Raw genomic sequence first — 15,187 nt, 5'->3', positions numbered from 1 at the left:
GAAATCCTAGTTTAAAATTATATTTTCTATATGATTAAAATAAAAATAATTTACGCCATCTTTGTATTCATAATGAAGCGTAAGTTTATGAGAATCTAAAATAGTTTTAACGATGTATAGTCCAAGTCCAAAACTATCTTTATTTTTCTTTCCTTGAGTAAAGGCTTGAGTATAGTGTTTTAAGTCTTTATCCAAGGCTTTTCCTTTGTTTTTAAAGCAAAGGTATTCTTTGGTTATTTCTATGGTAACACAATTTTCATCAGAGTATTTTGTCGCATTATCGATCATATTTTTCATCGCAGTGGTGAATAATTTAAAATCCACATTAACACTAAAACTTTCTTTGATGCTAATTTTTACTTTTTCATCATCACTCATGGCAATATCTTTTGCTTCATCTAAAAGATCTAAGATATTGTATTTTTTTAAATTAATCAAACCCGCACCCGAAGTAATTTGTTCAATAGCAGCAAATTCGTTGATTAAAATTTCTAAACGATTAAAAGCACCTATGAGTCTTTCTTTATATTTGCTATTTTCAAGCATTTCTAAAGTGATCAATCCTTTGGTAATAGGAGTTTTTAACTCATGCATGATATTTCTTAGAAAAAATTGTCTTGAAGTATTAAGCTTTTGAATTCGCAAAATAGACTCATAAAAGGCTGTTGCAACCTGTGAAATTTCATCGTTGCCTTTGCTGACATTTTGAATTTCATCTAGTTTATTTTCTCCAAATTTATCAATTTGTCTTTTTAAAGCTCTTAATGGTTTTAATTTTCTAATGATAAAAATATATAATACCAATAAAACCATCACCACAATACATGCAATAAGCTTGATTACAAAGTAACGGTAACCTTGATATTCTAAATCTTTATACAAATAAAGCTTGCCATCAAAGATGATTTTTAAATACACATTATCTTCTAAAGTAATGATTTCAACCACACCTGTGCTAGTTTGAGCACGTGCTATGGTTTCAGCCTTGTAGATGATTTTTCTTATAGAAGAGGGTGCGGTTAATTCAATCATCTTGTAATTTTTAGTTTGCTCATAAAATTCCTTCTCACTAATCACATGATTAAAATACAATAATCTTGCGTTGGCTATAAAGGAGTATTTTGCATTAAGTTCGTTAGTGTAATTTTGCTGATCATATTTAATAAGCCATAAAAATGCCAAAATCACACTAACACTTGCAAGTAAAAAAACAAAGGTTATGGTATAAAAAATCGATGATTTATTCATTGAGTTAGTTTATATCCTATGCCTCTGATTGAATGAATGTATTTTGGAGTTTTAGGATCATCGCCGATTTTTTGTCTAATTCTACTAATAATTACATCTATACTTTTATTACTAGAATCTTCACTAATAGAACTACAATTATACACAAGTTCTTCACGACTTACCACTCCACCTTCTTTTTTAATCAAATAACTCAAAATGTCAAATTCAGCATTAGTAAAACTAATCTCTTGATCTTTCATAGTGATAGTGTGTTTATATTTATCATAAACAAGATCTTTTTTAACTTGAGCTTGGGCGGTTTTGGTGTTTGAAATTCTTCTTAGATGACTTTTTATCCTTGCTTGAAGTTCTTGAGGATTATATGGTTTTGGCAAATAATCATCAGCACCCAAATCAAGAGCAGTAACCTTGTCGCTGATATCGTGTCTTGCACTTGAAATAATAATAGGCGTATCGTATTTTTTACGAATTTCCTCACACACTTCAAGTCCATCAAGACCAGGCAAACTTAAATCTAAAATGATTAAATCATAAGGATTTAAAGCAAGTCTTGAAAGACCGATGTATGGTTCATGCGCGATATCTACTTTCATGTCAAATTGCTCTAAGTACTCTGCTATAATCTCGGCCAATTCTAAATCATCTTCAATCATTAAAATATTTGTCATTTTTTTCCTTTCTTAAAAAAGTAAAGCTCTAACTAAACCGCCTCTATTGATCCAAATTTTAACATATTCTTTGCCTTTATTTAACTCTAAAGCTTTTGATAATTCTTTAAAATTTGAAACCTCATATTGATCGATACCTATGATAATATCACCTTGCTCAAAGCCTATTTTTTCTGCTTTTGATTTTGGCGTAACTTCGGTGATTAAAATACCACTAATGTTTTCAGGTATACGGTATTGGGCTTTGTTTTTAGCATTTAATTCAACTAATTTTAAGCCATCAATATAACCTTTTTCATATTGTAGCGACTTTTCATCGGTTTTTAACATAAATTTCGCAGTTTTGATCTTATTATCTCTTTCATAAGTTAACTCTATCGCTTGTTTTGGATCGATACTTCCTATATAGTTTTTTAAATCCATAGGGCTTTTAATCGTGGTTTTATCTACTTTTATGATCAAATCGCCTCTTTTTAAACCTGCATTATAAGCTGCTGAATCTTTTTGTACTTCAGTGATTAAAGCTCCCTCTTGATTAGTATAGGCTTTTTTGATATCTTGAGTTAAAGCTCCTATGACTACACCCAAATATCCTCTTTCAATTTTTCCATGTTCGATTAGTTTTTGTGCGATAGATTTTGCCATATTTGAAGGGATAGCAAAACCAATACCATTATTTCCTCCGCTTCTTGAAAGTATGGCCGAGTTGATCCCAACCAAAGCTCCTCTACTATCTACTAAAGCTCCACCTGAATTTCCAGGGTTGATAGAAGCATCAGTTTGAATGAAATTTTCGTATTGATTTAAACCTATATTGTTTTTATTCAAAGCTGAGATAATTCCACTTGTAACACTACTTCCTACGCCAAAAGGATTACCTAAAGCAAACACCACATCACCTTCTAACAATCTATCTGAATCAGCAAAAGTAACAGCGGGTAAATTCTTAGCTTCAATCTTTATTACAGCTAGATCTGTTTTAGGATCAGCTCCGATTAATTTTGCTTTGTATTCGGTGCTTGAATCAGGTAAATTCACAGTGATTTTTTCAGCACCTTCGATAACATGGTTGTTGGTTATAATATATCCATCATTTGAGATAATCACGCCCGAGCCAAGCGAGCTTACCACTTCTTTATTTTTCTTGCTTTTTGGAGCTTGTGGAAAATCAAAACCAAAAAATTGTTTGAAATAAGGATCGTTAAAAAAATCATCAATACCAAAAGAATTACTTTGAACGGTTTTTGAAGTTGAGATATTCACCACAGAATTTTTTACCTTTTGTATAGAATCATGGTAAGAAAGTATAGAATTTGGATTACTAGCTGGTAAAGTTCTTTGTATATTATCATCTGCTTGTTTAAAATCAATACTAGCACTAAAAAGACTAGTTGCTACTGCTAAAGAAAGTATGGTTATTTTTTTCATATTCATCCTTTATAAAATCATTTCCTACAAGTATAAAATTTTATTTTTACACAATTGTAAATAAAACCTTTAGTTTTAAAACTTATAAAAGTTGATTGACTAAGACTAAAGTTTTTGATATAATCAAAACATTATAAAATTGAAGGAAAAATAATATGAGTAATAGTTTATACGATACTTTAGGTGTTGCTAAAAATGCTAGTGCAGATGAAATAAAAAAAGCTTATAGAAAATTAGCAAGACAATACCACCCTGATATCAATAAAGAAAATGGCGCAGAAGAGAAATTTAAAGAAATCAATGCCGCATATGAAATTTTAAGCGATGAGCAAAAAAGAGCTCAGTATGATAGATATGGTGATTCAATGTTTGGCGGACAAAGTTTTCATGATTTTTCAAGAAGTGCAGGCGGAGCTGATATTAATGATATTTTAAATAGTATCTTTGGTGGAGGTTTTGGAGGATTTGGCAGAGGCTTTAGCTCTAACAATAATTTTAAAAGTGGTTTTGGGGGCTTTGGAGGTTTTGAAGAAGATTTAGACTTGCAAGCTAGTATAAAAATTCCTTTTGAAAAAGGAATTTTAGGTGGCGAACATATAGTAAATATCAACAACGAGCAAGTGAAAATCAAAATTCCTCATGGTATTAAAGATGGAGAAAAACTACGCATAAGAGGCAAAGGTAAAAGCTTTCAAGGACACAGTGGAGATTTGATTTTAAAAGTTGAATTAGAACAAAGTGATGAATACGAAAGAGAAGATGATGACTTGTATAAAAAAGTTGAAATCAGTTTAAAAACAGCCCTTTTTGGTGATAAAATTAGCGTTCATACTCCACGAAAAGAAGTTAAAATCACCATACCACCAAATTCCAAAAACAATCAAAAAATCCGAATCAAAGGCTATGGAGTGCAAAATAGAAAAACTGATTTATATGGGGATATGTATTTGATTTTAAATGTAAAAATACCTGATATTAATACACTTGATCCAGATTTTGTAAAAATTTTAGAAGAAAAACTACCTTAAGGAGTGGATATGGAACACAGTTACGATGAACCGGTATATCTTATTAGTGTTGTGGCAAAGGTTTTAAGTATACACCCACAAACTCTAAGACAATACGAAAAAGAAGGTTTAGTCGAGCCAAGTAGAACTGATGGTAAAATGAGGCTTTATTCACAAAAAGACATTGACCGTATAAAAATGATCTTGCGTTTAACTAGAGATCTTGGAGTAAATTTAGCAGGAGTAGATGTAATATTAAAACTCAAAACAAAAATTGATGAGTTTGAAAATACCATAGAAGAGTTAAGATTGGAGCTTGATAGAAGAGATAATCCTTCAAAATCAAGAGCGGTTGTCAAACATAGAAGTAATTTTGATTTAATTTTTTTAGAAAAAATCAAATAACTTCATAATTGCAAAAAGGCTGGTTAGTGGATGCATTTATAACTTTATTTTTGACCGCAGTAGCAGTAGCAGTTGTTTTGAATGTCATATTAAAAAAATTTGGTATTCCAACCATAATAGGCTATATCGCTACAGGTTTATTTGTGCGTGAATTTTATGGCTTTAGCACCAATGAAATCATCATACATGTGGCAGAATTTGGTATAGTATTTTTGATGTTTACTATTGGACTTGAATTTTCTTTTAAGCATCTTTTAGCGATGAAAAAAGAAGTGTTTTTAAACGGAAGTTTGCAAATGCTAACTTGTGGTTTAGTATGCACTTTACTTGTGACTTATATTTTGGGTATTGCAAGTCATATTGCGATGATTGCAGGTTTTGCCTTGGCATTATCATCTACAGCTATTGTTTTAAAAATACTCAATGATAGTGGCGATATCAATGAAGAATACGGCAGAAAAGCTTTGGGGATTTTACTTTTTCAAGACATCGCAGTAATACCACTACTACTTATGATTGATATTTTTAGCTCTCAAAATGCAGATATTTCTAGACTTTTAATCACCACTTTAGTTAGTGCTATTATTTTACTAGTTTTGCTTTATTTTATAGGTAAATATCTTTTTACTTATGTTTTAAAATTTATCATCAAAACAAATGCGAATGAAATTTTTATCGCGACCATTCTTTTTACTGTGATTGGCGCAAGCTTTTTGGCACATTCATTTGGTTTTTCATACTCTTTAGGTGCTTTTATAGCCGGAGCTTTAATAGCAGAAACACAATACAAGCACAAAATTGAAGCAGATTTAGTACCTTTTAGAGATTTACTTTTGGGATTTTTCTTTATTAGTGTTGGCTTGCAGATAGATTTTCATCTTGTTTTTGAAAATTGGTTTTTGATTTTTGTATTTGTAAGTTTAGTTTTGGTTGTAAAGTTTGTAGTTATTTATGGTCTTTTGGTTTTATACACTAGAAAAAGAGTAGCGTTAAAAACAGCTTTAAGTATTTCTCAAATTGGAGAATTTGCACTCGCAGTATTTTCACTCATGCAAGTTAATTCACTTTTAGATGAAAAAACTGCGCAAATTTTTATCATAGTTTCTATTGTAACAATGGTTGCAACACCATTTATTTTAAATAATCTTAGAAAAATAGCCAATGCGGCTGAGGGTGAGCAAAATGATATGGCTAAATTTTATCTTTGTGATCAAAAAATGAAAGATCATTTTATTATTTTTGGTTATGAAAGATTAGGTCAAGAAGTCGTGCAAAAAATCAAAAAAACAGGTATTCCTTATTTGGTTTTAGAAAATGACTTGAATTTAGTCGAACTTGGTCGAAGTAGAAATGAAAATGTATTTTTTGCAAATGTTGCACAAGTAGAAACTTTAAAAATAGCCAATATCGAAGAATGCTCAGTCGCAATTATAACCATAAGTAATGAAGCAAAACTTGATATGCTTTATCAAGTGCTTTCCAATCTAAACAAACCTATCAAAACAGTGTTAAAAACAAGTGGTATGGGAGCAAAGATCATCTTCCCTCATACGGATAAATACTTACACATTGTAGATGCAGAAGCTTCCATAGCAAGAAATTTAGTCCAAGAGGCATTACAATGTAGAATCAACACAAGTGCAGCAGAATGAAAAATGAAGAAAAAGCCTTAAGGGTAAAATACGTAAGAGCTTTGGAAAAATTTACCAATTCTGCAATCAGTGCTTTAAAAAGAGAAGATTTTGATATGATACTTTTTAGAGAAAGAATGCAAAAAAATGCTAAGATTTTTGAAAAAATTCAAGCGGTTTTTTTAGATTCTACCTATACTAAGGCTTTGGAAATTTTTGTCAATGAGTGCTTAGATGATGGCTTAGATCAAAAAACGCTTGTTTCAAAAGCAAATGCTTTGTACAAATTAAAGAAAAATCAAAGCTATAAAAAAGACAAACATAAAACTAAATTTAAGGATGAATATTGATTAATGTAATTTTTGATATGGACGGAACTTTAATAGATAGCGCTAAGGCTATTGTATGTGCAGTAAATGAAATAAGAGCTGATTTAAATCTTGAACCTTTAAAAAGAGATTTTATCCTTGATACAATCAACACTCCAGGGCAAAACTATGCTAAGATTTTTTATGGCGTTGATACTTACTCTCACACAAGCTTCAAAGAAGGTTATGAGAAGTATTTTATCAAGCATTATGACCAAAGCGTGGTGCTTTTTGATGGGGTAGTTGAAGTTTTGGATTTTTGTAAAAAAAATGGGTGCTATTTGGCCATTGCTACCAATGCGCCACAAGAAAGCTTAGTGCCTATTTTAAAAAAACAAAACATTCTTTCGTATTTTGATAAAATTTTAGGCGTTAGTTATGGTATAGAAGCTAAGCCTGATCCTATGATGTTAAGATTGATTGCAGATGAGGCAAAATACAATAAAAGTCTTTTTATAGGCGATAGCTTAAAAGACAGACTTTGTGCAAAAAATGCAAATGTAGATTATATACATATTGCTTGGCATAAAGAAGTTAAAGAACCAGATGAGGCTAATGATAAAAACACTTTAATAGAAAAAATTCAAACTCACATGAAAGGTTAAAATATGGATATTTTTGATGAAATGTTTGCTAAAACTCCTAAAGAAAAATTTATAGAAACAATAAAATACGCAAACCTAGGTGCTTTAGAAAATGTAATGGAAAAATTACTAGCAGATCACATTGCTATGATAGAACTTTTAGAAAAAAATAACCTTAACGAAACAGATGTTGCTCAATTTCAAATGGAAAATTCTCTTTTGATAGATGAAAGAAAAAATGACTTTTATATAGGCTTAAGCGCTGAAATTTTAGGTCATGAGGGTTGATTTTGCGTTGGTTTTGGTGGATATTTTTATTTTCTAGTTTACTTAAAGCTGAAGTTTTTTTTGACTATACCTATCAATTTACCTTAAGTAAAGATGAAAAAGCGAGTGTAAGAATTAAAGAGATTGATTACCCTGATGAAATCTATCATTTTGACTTCTCATGGACTTTGTTTGATCAAACTAATATTATCGTACATTCAAAATACAAAAAATACCCCAGACAATTTGTCATGTCTTTAAGAAGAAATTTAAACTGGGTGGTTCAAACTTTAGTGCCTGATTATAATAATCCTCATATTGACAGAGCAAGATTAATACTAGAATTTAGTGATTTTAAAAAAGGTGAAGCTATTTTTACTGTGTATATAGAAGATAGAAATAAAAAACTAGAAGTGGAATTTTTAGACCCTAGAAAAGCCACTCTTAATCAAAACTAAAGTAAAATTTAATAAAATACAATATAAGAAAACTAAGGAAAGCATAGTGCAAAAGATCGATCAATACATGCATGAATTTTTATCAGAGTTAAATTACGAACCTATTTTAACGATGAGTTCAAAACTTCAAGGCGGAAAAAAATTACGCTCAAAATTACTTTTAAAAATCGCCAATGAAAATGAAACTAGCTATAAAATTTGTGCCATTATAGAATTAATTCACGCTGCAAGTTTGCTACATGATGATGTTATTGATGAGGCAAAACTTAGAAGAGGTGTAAAGTCGATCAATGCAGAATTTGGCGCAAAAAATGCCATTATGTTAGGTGATATTTTATATTCAAAAGCTTTTTATGAACTCTCGCTTTTAGATTTAAAACTTGCAAAAGTTATCTCTAATGCAGTAGTAAAGCTTTCTATTGGAGAGTTAATGGATGTAAATTTAAGTGAAACTTTCAACACTAACAAAAATGCTTACTTGCAAATGATATACAATAAAACTGCAGTTTTAATCGAAGCTAGTGCAAGAAGCGGTGCAATACTTGCTGGCTTAGATGAAGATGATTTTGCAGAATATGGAAAAAATTTAGGCTTAGCCTTTCAAATTGTGGATGATCTTTTGGATATTCAAGGCGATGAACAAACCTTAGGAAAACCTGCTATGAATGACTTTAAAGAGGGCAAAACCACTCTTGCTTATATGTATTTATATGAAAAATTAAACCCTCAAGATCAAGCAATCTTACAAGGTTATTATAAAAAAGATTTAAATGAGAGTGAAGTTGCTTGGATAAAAAATAAAATGCATGAATGTCAAATTTTCGAGCAAGTCCATCAAGAACTAAATGTCTATGCAAACAATGCCTTAAAAGCTATAGAAAAATATAACATAAAAGATTTAGAAGATATTATCAAAAGTATGATTGAGAGGGATTTTTAATGCATTATTATTGCATCAGCTTTACACATAAAAATACAGATATTGCTACTCGAGAAAAGCTTTCCTTCTCCAACGAAAACAAAAAAAGAGAACTTTTAAAACTCATTCATGCCAACAACAAGATTTTAGAAAGTCTAGCACTTAGCACTTGCAATAGAGTTGAAATTTTACTTTTTGCAGGTGAATTAGAAGGTGTTGGCGAGCATGTTTTAAAAACTTTAAGTTTGCTTTGCAATGTTGATAAAGAAAATCTTGGATCCAAGGCAGATTTTTATGAGGATAGTGGTGCCATCCATCATCTTTTTTCCGTAGCTAGTTCACTCGATAGCTTGGTTATTGGCGAAACACAAATTGCTGGCCAATTAAAAGAAGCATATAAGTTTGCCCTACAAGAGCAAAGATGTGGAGTGCATTTAACAAGAGCGATTCATTATGCTTTTAAATGTGCAGCCAATGTAAGAAATCAAACCGATATTTCAAAAAATCCTATTTCAGTTGCTTCTGTTGCAGTAGCCAAAGCCAAAGAATTATTGAACTTAGAAAATAAAACGGCTGTGGTTATCGGAGCAGGCGAAATGAGCGAATTAGCTTGTAAGCACCTTTTAAATGCAAAAGCTAAAGTGCTTATACTTAATAGAGACATAGAAAAAGCAGGGAAACTTTGTGAATGTTTAGGTGAAAATGCGAGTTGTGAAAGTATTGCGAATTTAAAAAATGCCTTAAATCAATATGAAGTTTTTTTTAGCGCTACTAATGCTCCTCATGCTGTTATAACTCATGATTTGCTAGAAGAAAAAGACTATGAAAGGTATTTTTTTGATATAGCCGTACCTAGAGATATTGATATAAAATCTGATGAAAAAAACCACGTCTATGCGGTTGATGATTTAGAAGAGGTAGTAAAGAAAAATTTAACCCTAAGAGAACATCAAGCGCAAATTGCTTACTCTATAGTAGGTGTGATGACTAATGAGTTTTTTCAGCATTTAAGCAAGCTAGCAACCTTACCTTTAGTAAAACAGCTTCGATTGCAAGCTGATGAAATTGCTAGCATAGAATTACAAAAAGCTATAAAAAAAGGATATTTAAAACATTCAAACCACGAAGAAGCAAGAAAGCTTATAAGACAAGTAATGAATGCCTTTTTGCACCATCCTAGTGTAAATCTTAAAAAACTAAGCGGAACCATGCAAAATGATTCAGTGATTAATGCGATGCGTTATGTATTTGATTTAAAAAATGAAAATATGGAAGGTTTAAACCTTTATAAATGTGAATTTAATTTGGAGAATAATCATGAAATTTAGTAAATTTTATGCCGTAAGTACAAAAGAAAATCCAAAAGATGCCACGCTACCAAGTCATATATTTTTAGTTAAGGGTGCTTTTGTAGAGCAAATTGGAAGTGGCTTGTATAATTTTTTACCTTTAGGAAAAAAAGTTTTAGATAAAATCAAAAACATCATCAAAGAAGAAATGGATAAAGCAGGAGCTCTAGAAGTAAACTTAAGCTTTAACACCCCAGCTGATCTTTGGAAAGAAAGTGGAAGGTTTAATGTATTTGGCAAAGAACTTTTACGCTTTAAAGATAGAAAAGAAAACGATTTTGTTTTAGGACCAACCCACGAAGAAGCTATGGTGGCTTTAGTTAGAAATAAAGTTACTTCATACAAACAACTTCCTTTACACTTATATCAAATTGGCTTGAAATTCAGAGATGAAGCTAGACCTAGATTTGGACTTTTAAGATGTAGAGAATTTTTAATGAAAGATGGCTATAGTTTTCATGCTAGTGAAGCAGATCTAGATAAAGAATTTAACCTCATGCACGAGACTTATAGCAAAATTCTCACACGATTAGGACTTGAATTTAGAGCTGTTGAGGCTGATAGTGGAGCCATTGGTGGTAGCGGTTCGAAAGAATTTATGGTTTTGGCTAAAAATGGCGAAGATGATATATTATTATGCGAACACTGTGACTATGCAGCTAATATCGAAGCAGCAAAAAGAGCTAAAAAAACCTGCCAAGATGAAAGACCAGAAGCAGATTTTGCAACACAATTTCACACTCCTAATATAAAAACCATAGAAGAGTTAGCAGAATTTTTCAAGATTAACCCTTACTATACCATTAAGGCTATTGCAAAAAAAGCTATTTATGAAAATGAAGAAAAAATCGTGGTATTTTTTGTGCGTGGTGATGATGAGTTACAAGAGGTTAAAGCACTTAATGCAGCCAATGCGCTAGAATTAACCGATGCAAGCGAGGAAGAATTAGTAAAAGCAGGTTTAGTGCCTGGATTTATCGGCTTTGTAGGGTTAAATGGTGTTGATTTTTATATCGATCATGAACTTGAAAACGAAACAAATATGATTATCGGGGCTAATAAAAAAGATTATCATTTAGTAGGTATTAACGTAGTCAATCTAAACAAAGAACGCTTTAAAGATCTTGCAGCAGTCAAAGAACACGATCTTTGTCCAAAATGCCAACACAAACTCAAACAAAGCAAAGGTATTGAAGTAGGGCATATTTTTAAACTTGGTAGCAAGTATTCTAAAGCAATGAATGCAAGTTATCTAGATGAAAATGGCAAAGCACAGTTTTTTACTATGGGTTGCTATGGCATGGGGGTAAGTCGCTTGGTAGCTGTTGCTATAGAAGCAAGTCATGATGAAAAAGGTTGTATCTGGAATAAAACCTTAGCACCTTTTATTTTAGATATCATTGTTTCTAATGTAAAAGATACAAAAGCTATGGAATTAGCTGAACAAATTTATAACCATTTTAAAGATAAAGAAGTGTTGTTTGATGATAGAAATGAGCGCTTTGGAGTAAAAATCAACGACTTTGAATTAATGGGATTTCCTTATGCTTTAGTTATTGGCAAGGGCTTAGAAAAAGATGAAGTTGAGCTAATCCACAGAAATACCTTAGAAAAACAGGTGTTAAAAACACAAGAAATCATTCCACACTTAGAGAAAATTTTATGATAGCAAAAGTCAACCTTAGTGCTTTTTTGGTTTTAGAATTAATTGCAAGTGTTTTGTTTATTGTTTTTTTTGGTTTTTTAAATTTTTTTATGATAGTTTTTGCAAGCATGTTTTTAGGGGCAATGTTTTTAGCAAAAACTTGGACCAATCTCATCACCATGCAAAATACCCATACTAATTTATTTGGTATGATTAAATTATTTTCTTTAACCATAGTAGGAATTTTACTGTTAATACCGGGAATTTTGAGTTCATTTTTAGGCATATTGTTGTTGTTTTTCATGGCAGTTTTAAAATTTTTCACTCATAAAAAATCCCAAAAACACCAAACACCAAACAACGAAGAAGAAATCATTGATGTAGAAATCATACAGGAGCATAAAAAATGCAATTAATCATCGCAACAAGAAAAAGTCAACTTGCATTATGGCAAAGTGAACACGTAAAAGAACAATTACTGCAAACGCATGCAAATTTAAAAATTACACTAGAAGGATTTAAAACCAAAGGTGATGTTTTACTTGACTCACCTTTAGCAAAAATAGGTGGAAAAGGACTTTTCACAAAAGAACTTGAAGAAAGCATGTTAAGAGGCGATTCGCATTTGGCTGTACATAGCTTAAAAGATGTGCCAAGTTTTTTCCCTGATGGTCTAGTTTTAGCTGCTATTTCAAAAAGAGAAGTTGTAAACGATGCTTTTTTAAGTGAACATTATGAAAACCTAACTGCACTTCCAAAAGGTGCAAAAGTTGGCACCACAAGCCTTAGAAGAAGAATGCAACTTTTAGCATTAAGACCTGATTTAAATATCATTTCTTTAAGAGGCAATATCAACTCGCGCTTAGAAAAACTTAAAGCAAAAGAATTTGACGCAATTATCTTAGCATTGGCTGGTATTAAACGTTTAGGTTTAGACAAAACAATTAAATATGTCAAAGCTTTTGAGCTTGATGAGATGATACCTGCAGCCTCTCAGGGTGCTTTAGGTATAGAAAGTATTGATGATGAGAAAATTTTAAAATACCTAGAGTGCTTAAATGATGAAAATGCCTTTATAGAAACTCACATAGAAAGAGACTTTATCAAAACCTTAGAAGGTGGCTGTCAAGTACCTATAGGCATCAATGCAAAAATTCTTCAAGATAATATAGAAATTCGTGCCATAGTAGGTTTGCCTGATGCAAGTAAATTACTAAAAGAAAAAAGAGTTATTAAAAAACAAGACTATGTTAACGCAGGTGAACTTTTGGCTAAAGAAATGATAGCAAAAGGGGCAAGAGAAATTTTAAAAGAAGCAGAGAGTATGATATAAATGCAAAAATTTATAGAACTTTTAGAAAAAAATCATCTATTAAAAATCATCAACGATCCTGTTGATGTTGATCTTGAAATGGCGCATTTAGCTTATATAGAAGTCAAAAAGGAAGATTCTAAAGCTTTACTTTTTACTCATGCGGTAAAAAATGGCAAAAAGTATGACTATCCGGTGCTTTTAAATACTTTTTGTAATGAAAAAGCTTTAAATTTAGCTTTTGGAAGAGATCATGAAGAAGTAGCTAAAGAAATTAGCTCTTTATTGAAAATGCATATTCCGCAAAGTTTTGGTGCAAAATTAAATTTTTTCAAGACTTTATTAGATCTAAAAAATATCCCACCTAAACGCATTAAAAAAGAAGGAGAATTCACCTATAAAAGTTTAAATTCTTTAAGTGATATTCCTATTTTAAAAACCTGGGAAAAAGATGCTGCACCTTTTATCACTATGGGGCAAGTTTACACTCAAAGTTTAGATGGTAAACAAAACAACCTTGGGATGTATCGCTTGCAAGTTGTTGATGATAAAACTTTGCTTATGCATTGGCAAATTCATAAAGATGCGAGTCATTTTTTTCATGAGTACAAAAAAGCAAATCAAAAAATGCCAGTTAGTATAGCCATAGGTGGCGATCCTTTGTATATTTGGTGTGGACAAGCACCTTTACCAAAAGGAATTTTTGAGCTTTTGCTTTATGGTTTCATCAAGAAAAAACCTGCCATTTTAGCAAAGTGCAAGAGCAACCCACTTTATGTGCCTTATGATAGTGATTTTGTGATAGAAGGCTTTGTTGATCCTAATGAATTTGCACCTGAGGGGCCTTTTGGAGATCACACGGGATTTTACACTCCGGTTGAACTTTGTCCTGTATTAAAAGTAGAGAAAATTTTTGCTAAAAAAAATGCAATCTATCAAGCTACTGTCGTAGGAAAACCTCCATTAGAAGACAAGTACATGGGGCTTGGCACCGAAAGAGTTTTTTTACCTTTACTTCAAACTAACGCACCTGATTTGATCGATTATAACATGCCAGAAAATGGGGTATTTCACAACTTAATCTTAGCCAAAATAGAAGCAAAATACCCTGCGCACGCAAAACAAATCATGCATACATTTTGGGGTGTAGGGCAAATGAGTTTTGTTAAACATACTATTTTCGTAGATGAAAACGCACCTTCATTAAAAGACTATGACAAACTCATACCTTATATACTCGATCGTTTTGATGAAGAAAAATTACTTATTAGTGAAGGAATTTGCGATCAACTCGATCATGCTTCAAATACCTACTGTTATGGTGGGAAAGCAGGGCTTGATGCATGCGGTGATGAAAAAAAAGTAGAACTAGAAATTTTAAAAGATGAAACTTTACTTCAATTATTTAAAGAGAAAGATTCAAGTATTTTAAATTTAAAACAATTCTACACTCAAACTTTCGCACCAATTAGCGTAGTTTTGATTGATAAAAAAGAAAAAATTGCTCAAGTATTTGAAAAACTACAAATTTATAAAAAACACTTTAGAATTTTAGCCTTTTTAGATCAAGATGCTATTTTAGAAAACCCTTACATGCTAGTATGGCGTATCGTAAACAATATCGATGCAAAAAGAGACATTTTTATAAAAAAAGATTGTGTTGGGATTGATGCGACAAACAAAGGTTTGCTAGAAGATTATCATAAAGCATGGCCTTTAATGACTAATTGTTCTAAAGAAGTTATCGATAAGCTCATTGCAAAAAAATTACTTCCTAATGATGAAAAATTCTTCAAAAAGTTTGAAATTTTTTAATTTCGGGCTTTTTGAGAACACTTTTTGCTTGTAAAAAATATAGATTTTTAATCTAAATATTAAGTTTTTTAAAATTGTGT

General features: G+C 31.3%; 16 protein-coding genes. 13 read left to right on the top strand and 3 right to left on the bottom strand.

What is annotated here, in order from left to right; translation table 11 throughout:
* Positions 1 to 6: 6 nt before the first annotated feature.
* The 3 genes from A0083_RS04225 to A0083_RS04215 are packed head-to-tail and all read right to left on the bottom strand — an operon-like array spanning position 7 to position 3,347.
* Positions 7 to 1,248 (bottom strand): ArsS family sensor histidine kinase, encoded by a 1,242-nt coding sequence (locus tag A0083_RS04225; protein WP_197552347.1) that lies wholly within the window; start codon positions 1,246 to 1,248, stop codon positions 7 to 9.
* Complete coding sequence (locus A0083_RS04220; protein ID WP_120759067.1) at positions 1,245 to 1,919, bottom strand: response regulator transcription factor; 675 nt, start codon at positions 1,917 to 1,919, stop codon at positions 1,245 to 1,247. Before A0083_RS04220 ends, A0083_RS04225 begins: the two co-directional genes overlap by 4 nt.
* A 12-nt stretch (positions 1,920 to 1,931) precedes the next feature.
* A complete protein-coding gene (locus A0083_RS04215; RefSeq protein WP_120759065.1) occupies positions 1,932 to 3,347 on the bottom strand; it encodes a DegQ family serine endoprotease in 1,416 nt (471 codons plus the stop codon).
* Between the two features lie 155 nt (positions 3,348 to 3,502).
* Here A0083_RS04215 and A0083_RS04210 point away from each other — a divergent pair, with 155 nt between their 5' ends.
* From A0083_RS04210 to A0083_RS04150, 13 genes are read left to right on the top strand one after another with little or no spacing between them, the layout of a single operon-like run.
* Positions 3,503 to 4,375, top strand: coding sequence for a DnaJ C-terminal domain-containing protein (locus tag A0083_RS04210; RefSeq protein ID WP_197552345.1), 873 nt, complete (start codon positions 3,503 to 3,505; stop codon positions 4,373 to 4,375).
* A gap of 9 nt (positions 4,376 to 4,384) precedes the next feature.
* Positions 4,385 to 4,759 carry a heat shock protein transcriptional repressor HspR gene (locus A0083_RS04205; RefSeq protein ID WP_039668403.1) on the top strand — a complete coding sequence of 125 codons (375 nt, stop codon included), beginning with the start codon at positions 4,385 to 4,387 and terminating at the stop codon, positions 4,757 to 4,759.
* A 26-nt stretch (positions 4,760 to 4,785) separates the two neighbouring features.
* Entirely contained in the window at positions 4,786 to 6,411 is a 1,626-nt protein-coding gene (locus tag A0083_RS04200) for a cation:proton antiporter domain-containing protein (protein WP_197552343.1), read from the top strand.
* A complete protein-coding gene (locus A0083_RS04195) occupies positions 6,408 to 6,740 on the top strand; it encodes a hypothetical protein (RefSeq protein WP_039663684.1) in 333 nt (110 codons plus the stop codon). Before A0083_RS04200 ends, A0083_RS04195 begins: the two co-directional genes overlap by 4 nt.
* Positions 6,737 to 7,363, top strand: a complete 627-nt coding sequence (locus A0083_RS04190) for an HAD family hydrolase (protein WP_197552341.1) — start codon at positions 6,737 to 6,739, stop codon at positions 7,361 to 7,363. Before A0083_RS04195 ends, A0083_RS04190 begins: the two co-directional genes overlap by 4 nt.
* Before the next feature lie 3 nt (positions 7,364 to 7,366).
* Positions 7,367 to 7,630: a DUF2018 family protein gene (locus A0083_RS04185; protein WP_120759058.1), complete on the top strand. Its 264-nt coding sequence runs from the start codon at positions 7,367 to 7,369 to the stop codon at positions 7,628 to 7,630.
* Positions 7,627 to 8,067: an exporting protein gene (locus tag A0083_RS04180; RefSeq protein WP_442861581.1), complete on the top strand. Its 441-nt coding sequence runs from the start codon at positions 7,627 to 7,629 to the stop codon at positions 8,065 to 8,067. The genes A0083_RS04185 and A0083_RS04180 overlap by 4 nt, the downstream gene beginning before the upstream one ends.
* Before the next feature lie 46 nt (positions 8,068 to 8,113).
* Complete coding sequence (locus tag A0083_RS04175; protein ID WP_197552339.1) at positions 8,114 to 9,007, top strand: polyprenyl synthetase family protein; 894 nt, start codon at positions 8,114 to 8,116, stop codon at positions 9,005 to 9,007.
* On the top strand, positions 9,007 to 10,314 hold the full coding sequence (gene hemA / locus A0083_RS04170) for a glutamyl-tRNA reductase (RefSeq protein ID WP_197552337.1): 1,308 nt from the start codon (positions 9,007 to 9,009) through the stop codon (positions 10,312 to 10,314). The genes A0083_RS04175 and hemA overlap by 1 nt, the downstream gene beginning before the upstream one ends.
* The gene (locus A0083_RS04165; protein WP_197554542.1) at positions 10,301 to 12,001 is read left to right on the top strand and encodes a proline--tRNA ligase; all 1,701 of its coding nucleotides are present in this window, start codon (positions 10,301 to 10,303) and stop codon (positions 11,999 to 12,001) included. The genes hemA and A0083_RS04165 overlap by 14 nt, the downstream gene beginning before the upstream one ends.
* Positions 11,998 to 12,396 carry an FxsA family protein gene (locus tag A0083_RS04160; protein WP_197552335.1) on the top strand — a complete coding sequence of 133 codons (399 nt, stop codon included), beginning with the start codon at positions 11,998 to 12,000 and terminating at the stop codon, positions 12,394 to 12,396. The genes A0083_RS04165 and A0083_RS04160 overlap by 4 nt, the downstream gene beginning before the upstream one ends.
* Positions 12,387 to 13,313, top strand: coding sequence for a hydroxymethylbilane synthase (gene hemC, locus A0083_RS04155; protein ID WP_120759049.1), 927 nt, complete (start codon positions 12,387 to 12,389; stop codon positions 13,311 to 13,313). The genes A0083_RS04160 and hemC overlap by 10 nt, the downstream gene beginning before the upstream one ends.
* Positions 13,314 to 15,107: a menaquinone biosynthesis decarboxylase gene (locus A0083_RS04150; RefSeq protein WP_197554488.1), complete on the top strand. Its 1,794-nt coding sequence runs from the start codon at positions 13,314 to 13,316 to the stop codon at positions 15,105 to 15,107.
* Positions 15,108 to 15,187 lie beyond the last annotated feature (80 nt).

Source organism: Campylobacter sp. 2014D-0216, from assembly GCF_014931215.1.
In the GTDB taxonomy this organism is placed as follows: Bacteria; Campylobacterota; Campylobacteria; order Campylobacterales; family Campylobacteraceae; genus Campylobacter_D.
The sequence above is the reverse complement of the archived record's forward strand: the minus strand, read 5'-3'. Positions and strand labels throughout refer to the sequence as shown.

Coding starts and splice junctions, on each gene's coding strand:
- A0083_RS04210 (WP_197552345.1), top strand. CDS start 3,503: ATGAGTAATAGTTTATACGATACTTTAGGTGTTGCTAAAAATGCTAGT.
- A0083_RS04185 (WP_120759058.1), top strand. CDS start 7,367: ATGGATATTTTTGATGAAATGTTTGCTAAAACTCCTAAAGAAAAATTT.
- A0083_RS04220 (WP_120759067.1), bottom strand. CDS start 1,919: ATGACAAATATTTTAATGATTGAAGATGATTTAGAATTGGCCGAGATT.
- A0083_RS04205 (WP_039668403.1), top strand. CDS start 4,385: ATGGAACACAGTTACGATGAACCGGTATATCTTATTAGTGTTGTGGCA.
- A0083_RS04150 (WP_197554488.1), top strand. CDS start 13,314: ATGCAAAAATTTATAGAACTTTTAGAAAAAAATCATCTATTAAAAATC.
- A0083_RS04195 (WP_039663684.1), top strand. CDS start 6,408: ATGAAAAATGAAGAAAAAGCCTTAAGGGTAAAATACGTAAGAGCTTTG.
- A0083_RS04160 (WP_197552335.1), top strand. CDS start 11,998: ATGATAGCAAAAGTCAACCTTAGTGCTTTTTTGGTTTTAGAATTAATT.
- A0083_RS04225 (WP_197552347.1), bottom strand. CDS start 1,248: ATGAATAAATCATCGATTTTTTATACCATAACCTTTGTTTTTTTACTT.
- hemC (WP_120759049.1), top strand. CDS start 12,387: ATGCAATTAATCATCGCAACAAGAAAAAGTCAACTTGCATTATGGCAA.
- hemA (WP_197552337.1), top strand. CDS start 9,007: ATGCATTATTATTGCATCAGCTTTACACATAAAAATACAGATATTGCT.
- A0083_RS04215 (WP_120759065.1), bottom strand. CDS start 3,347: ATGAAAAAAATAACCATACTTTCTTTAGCAGTAGCAACTAGTCTTTTT.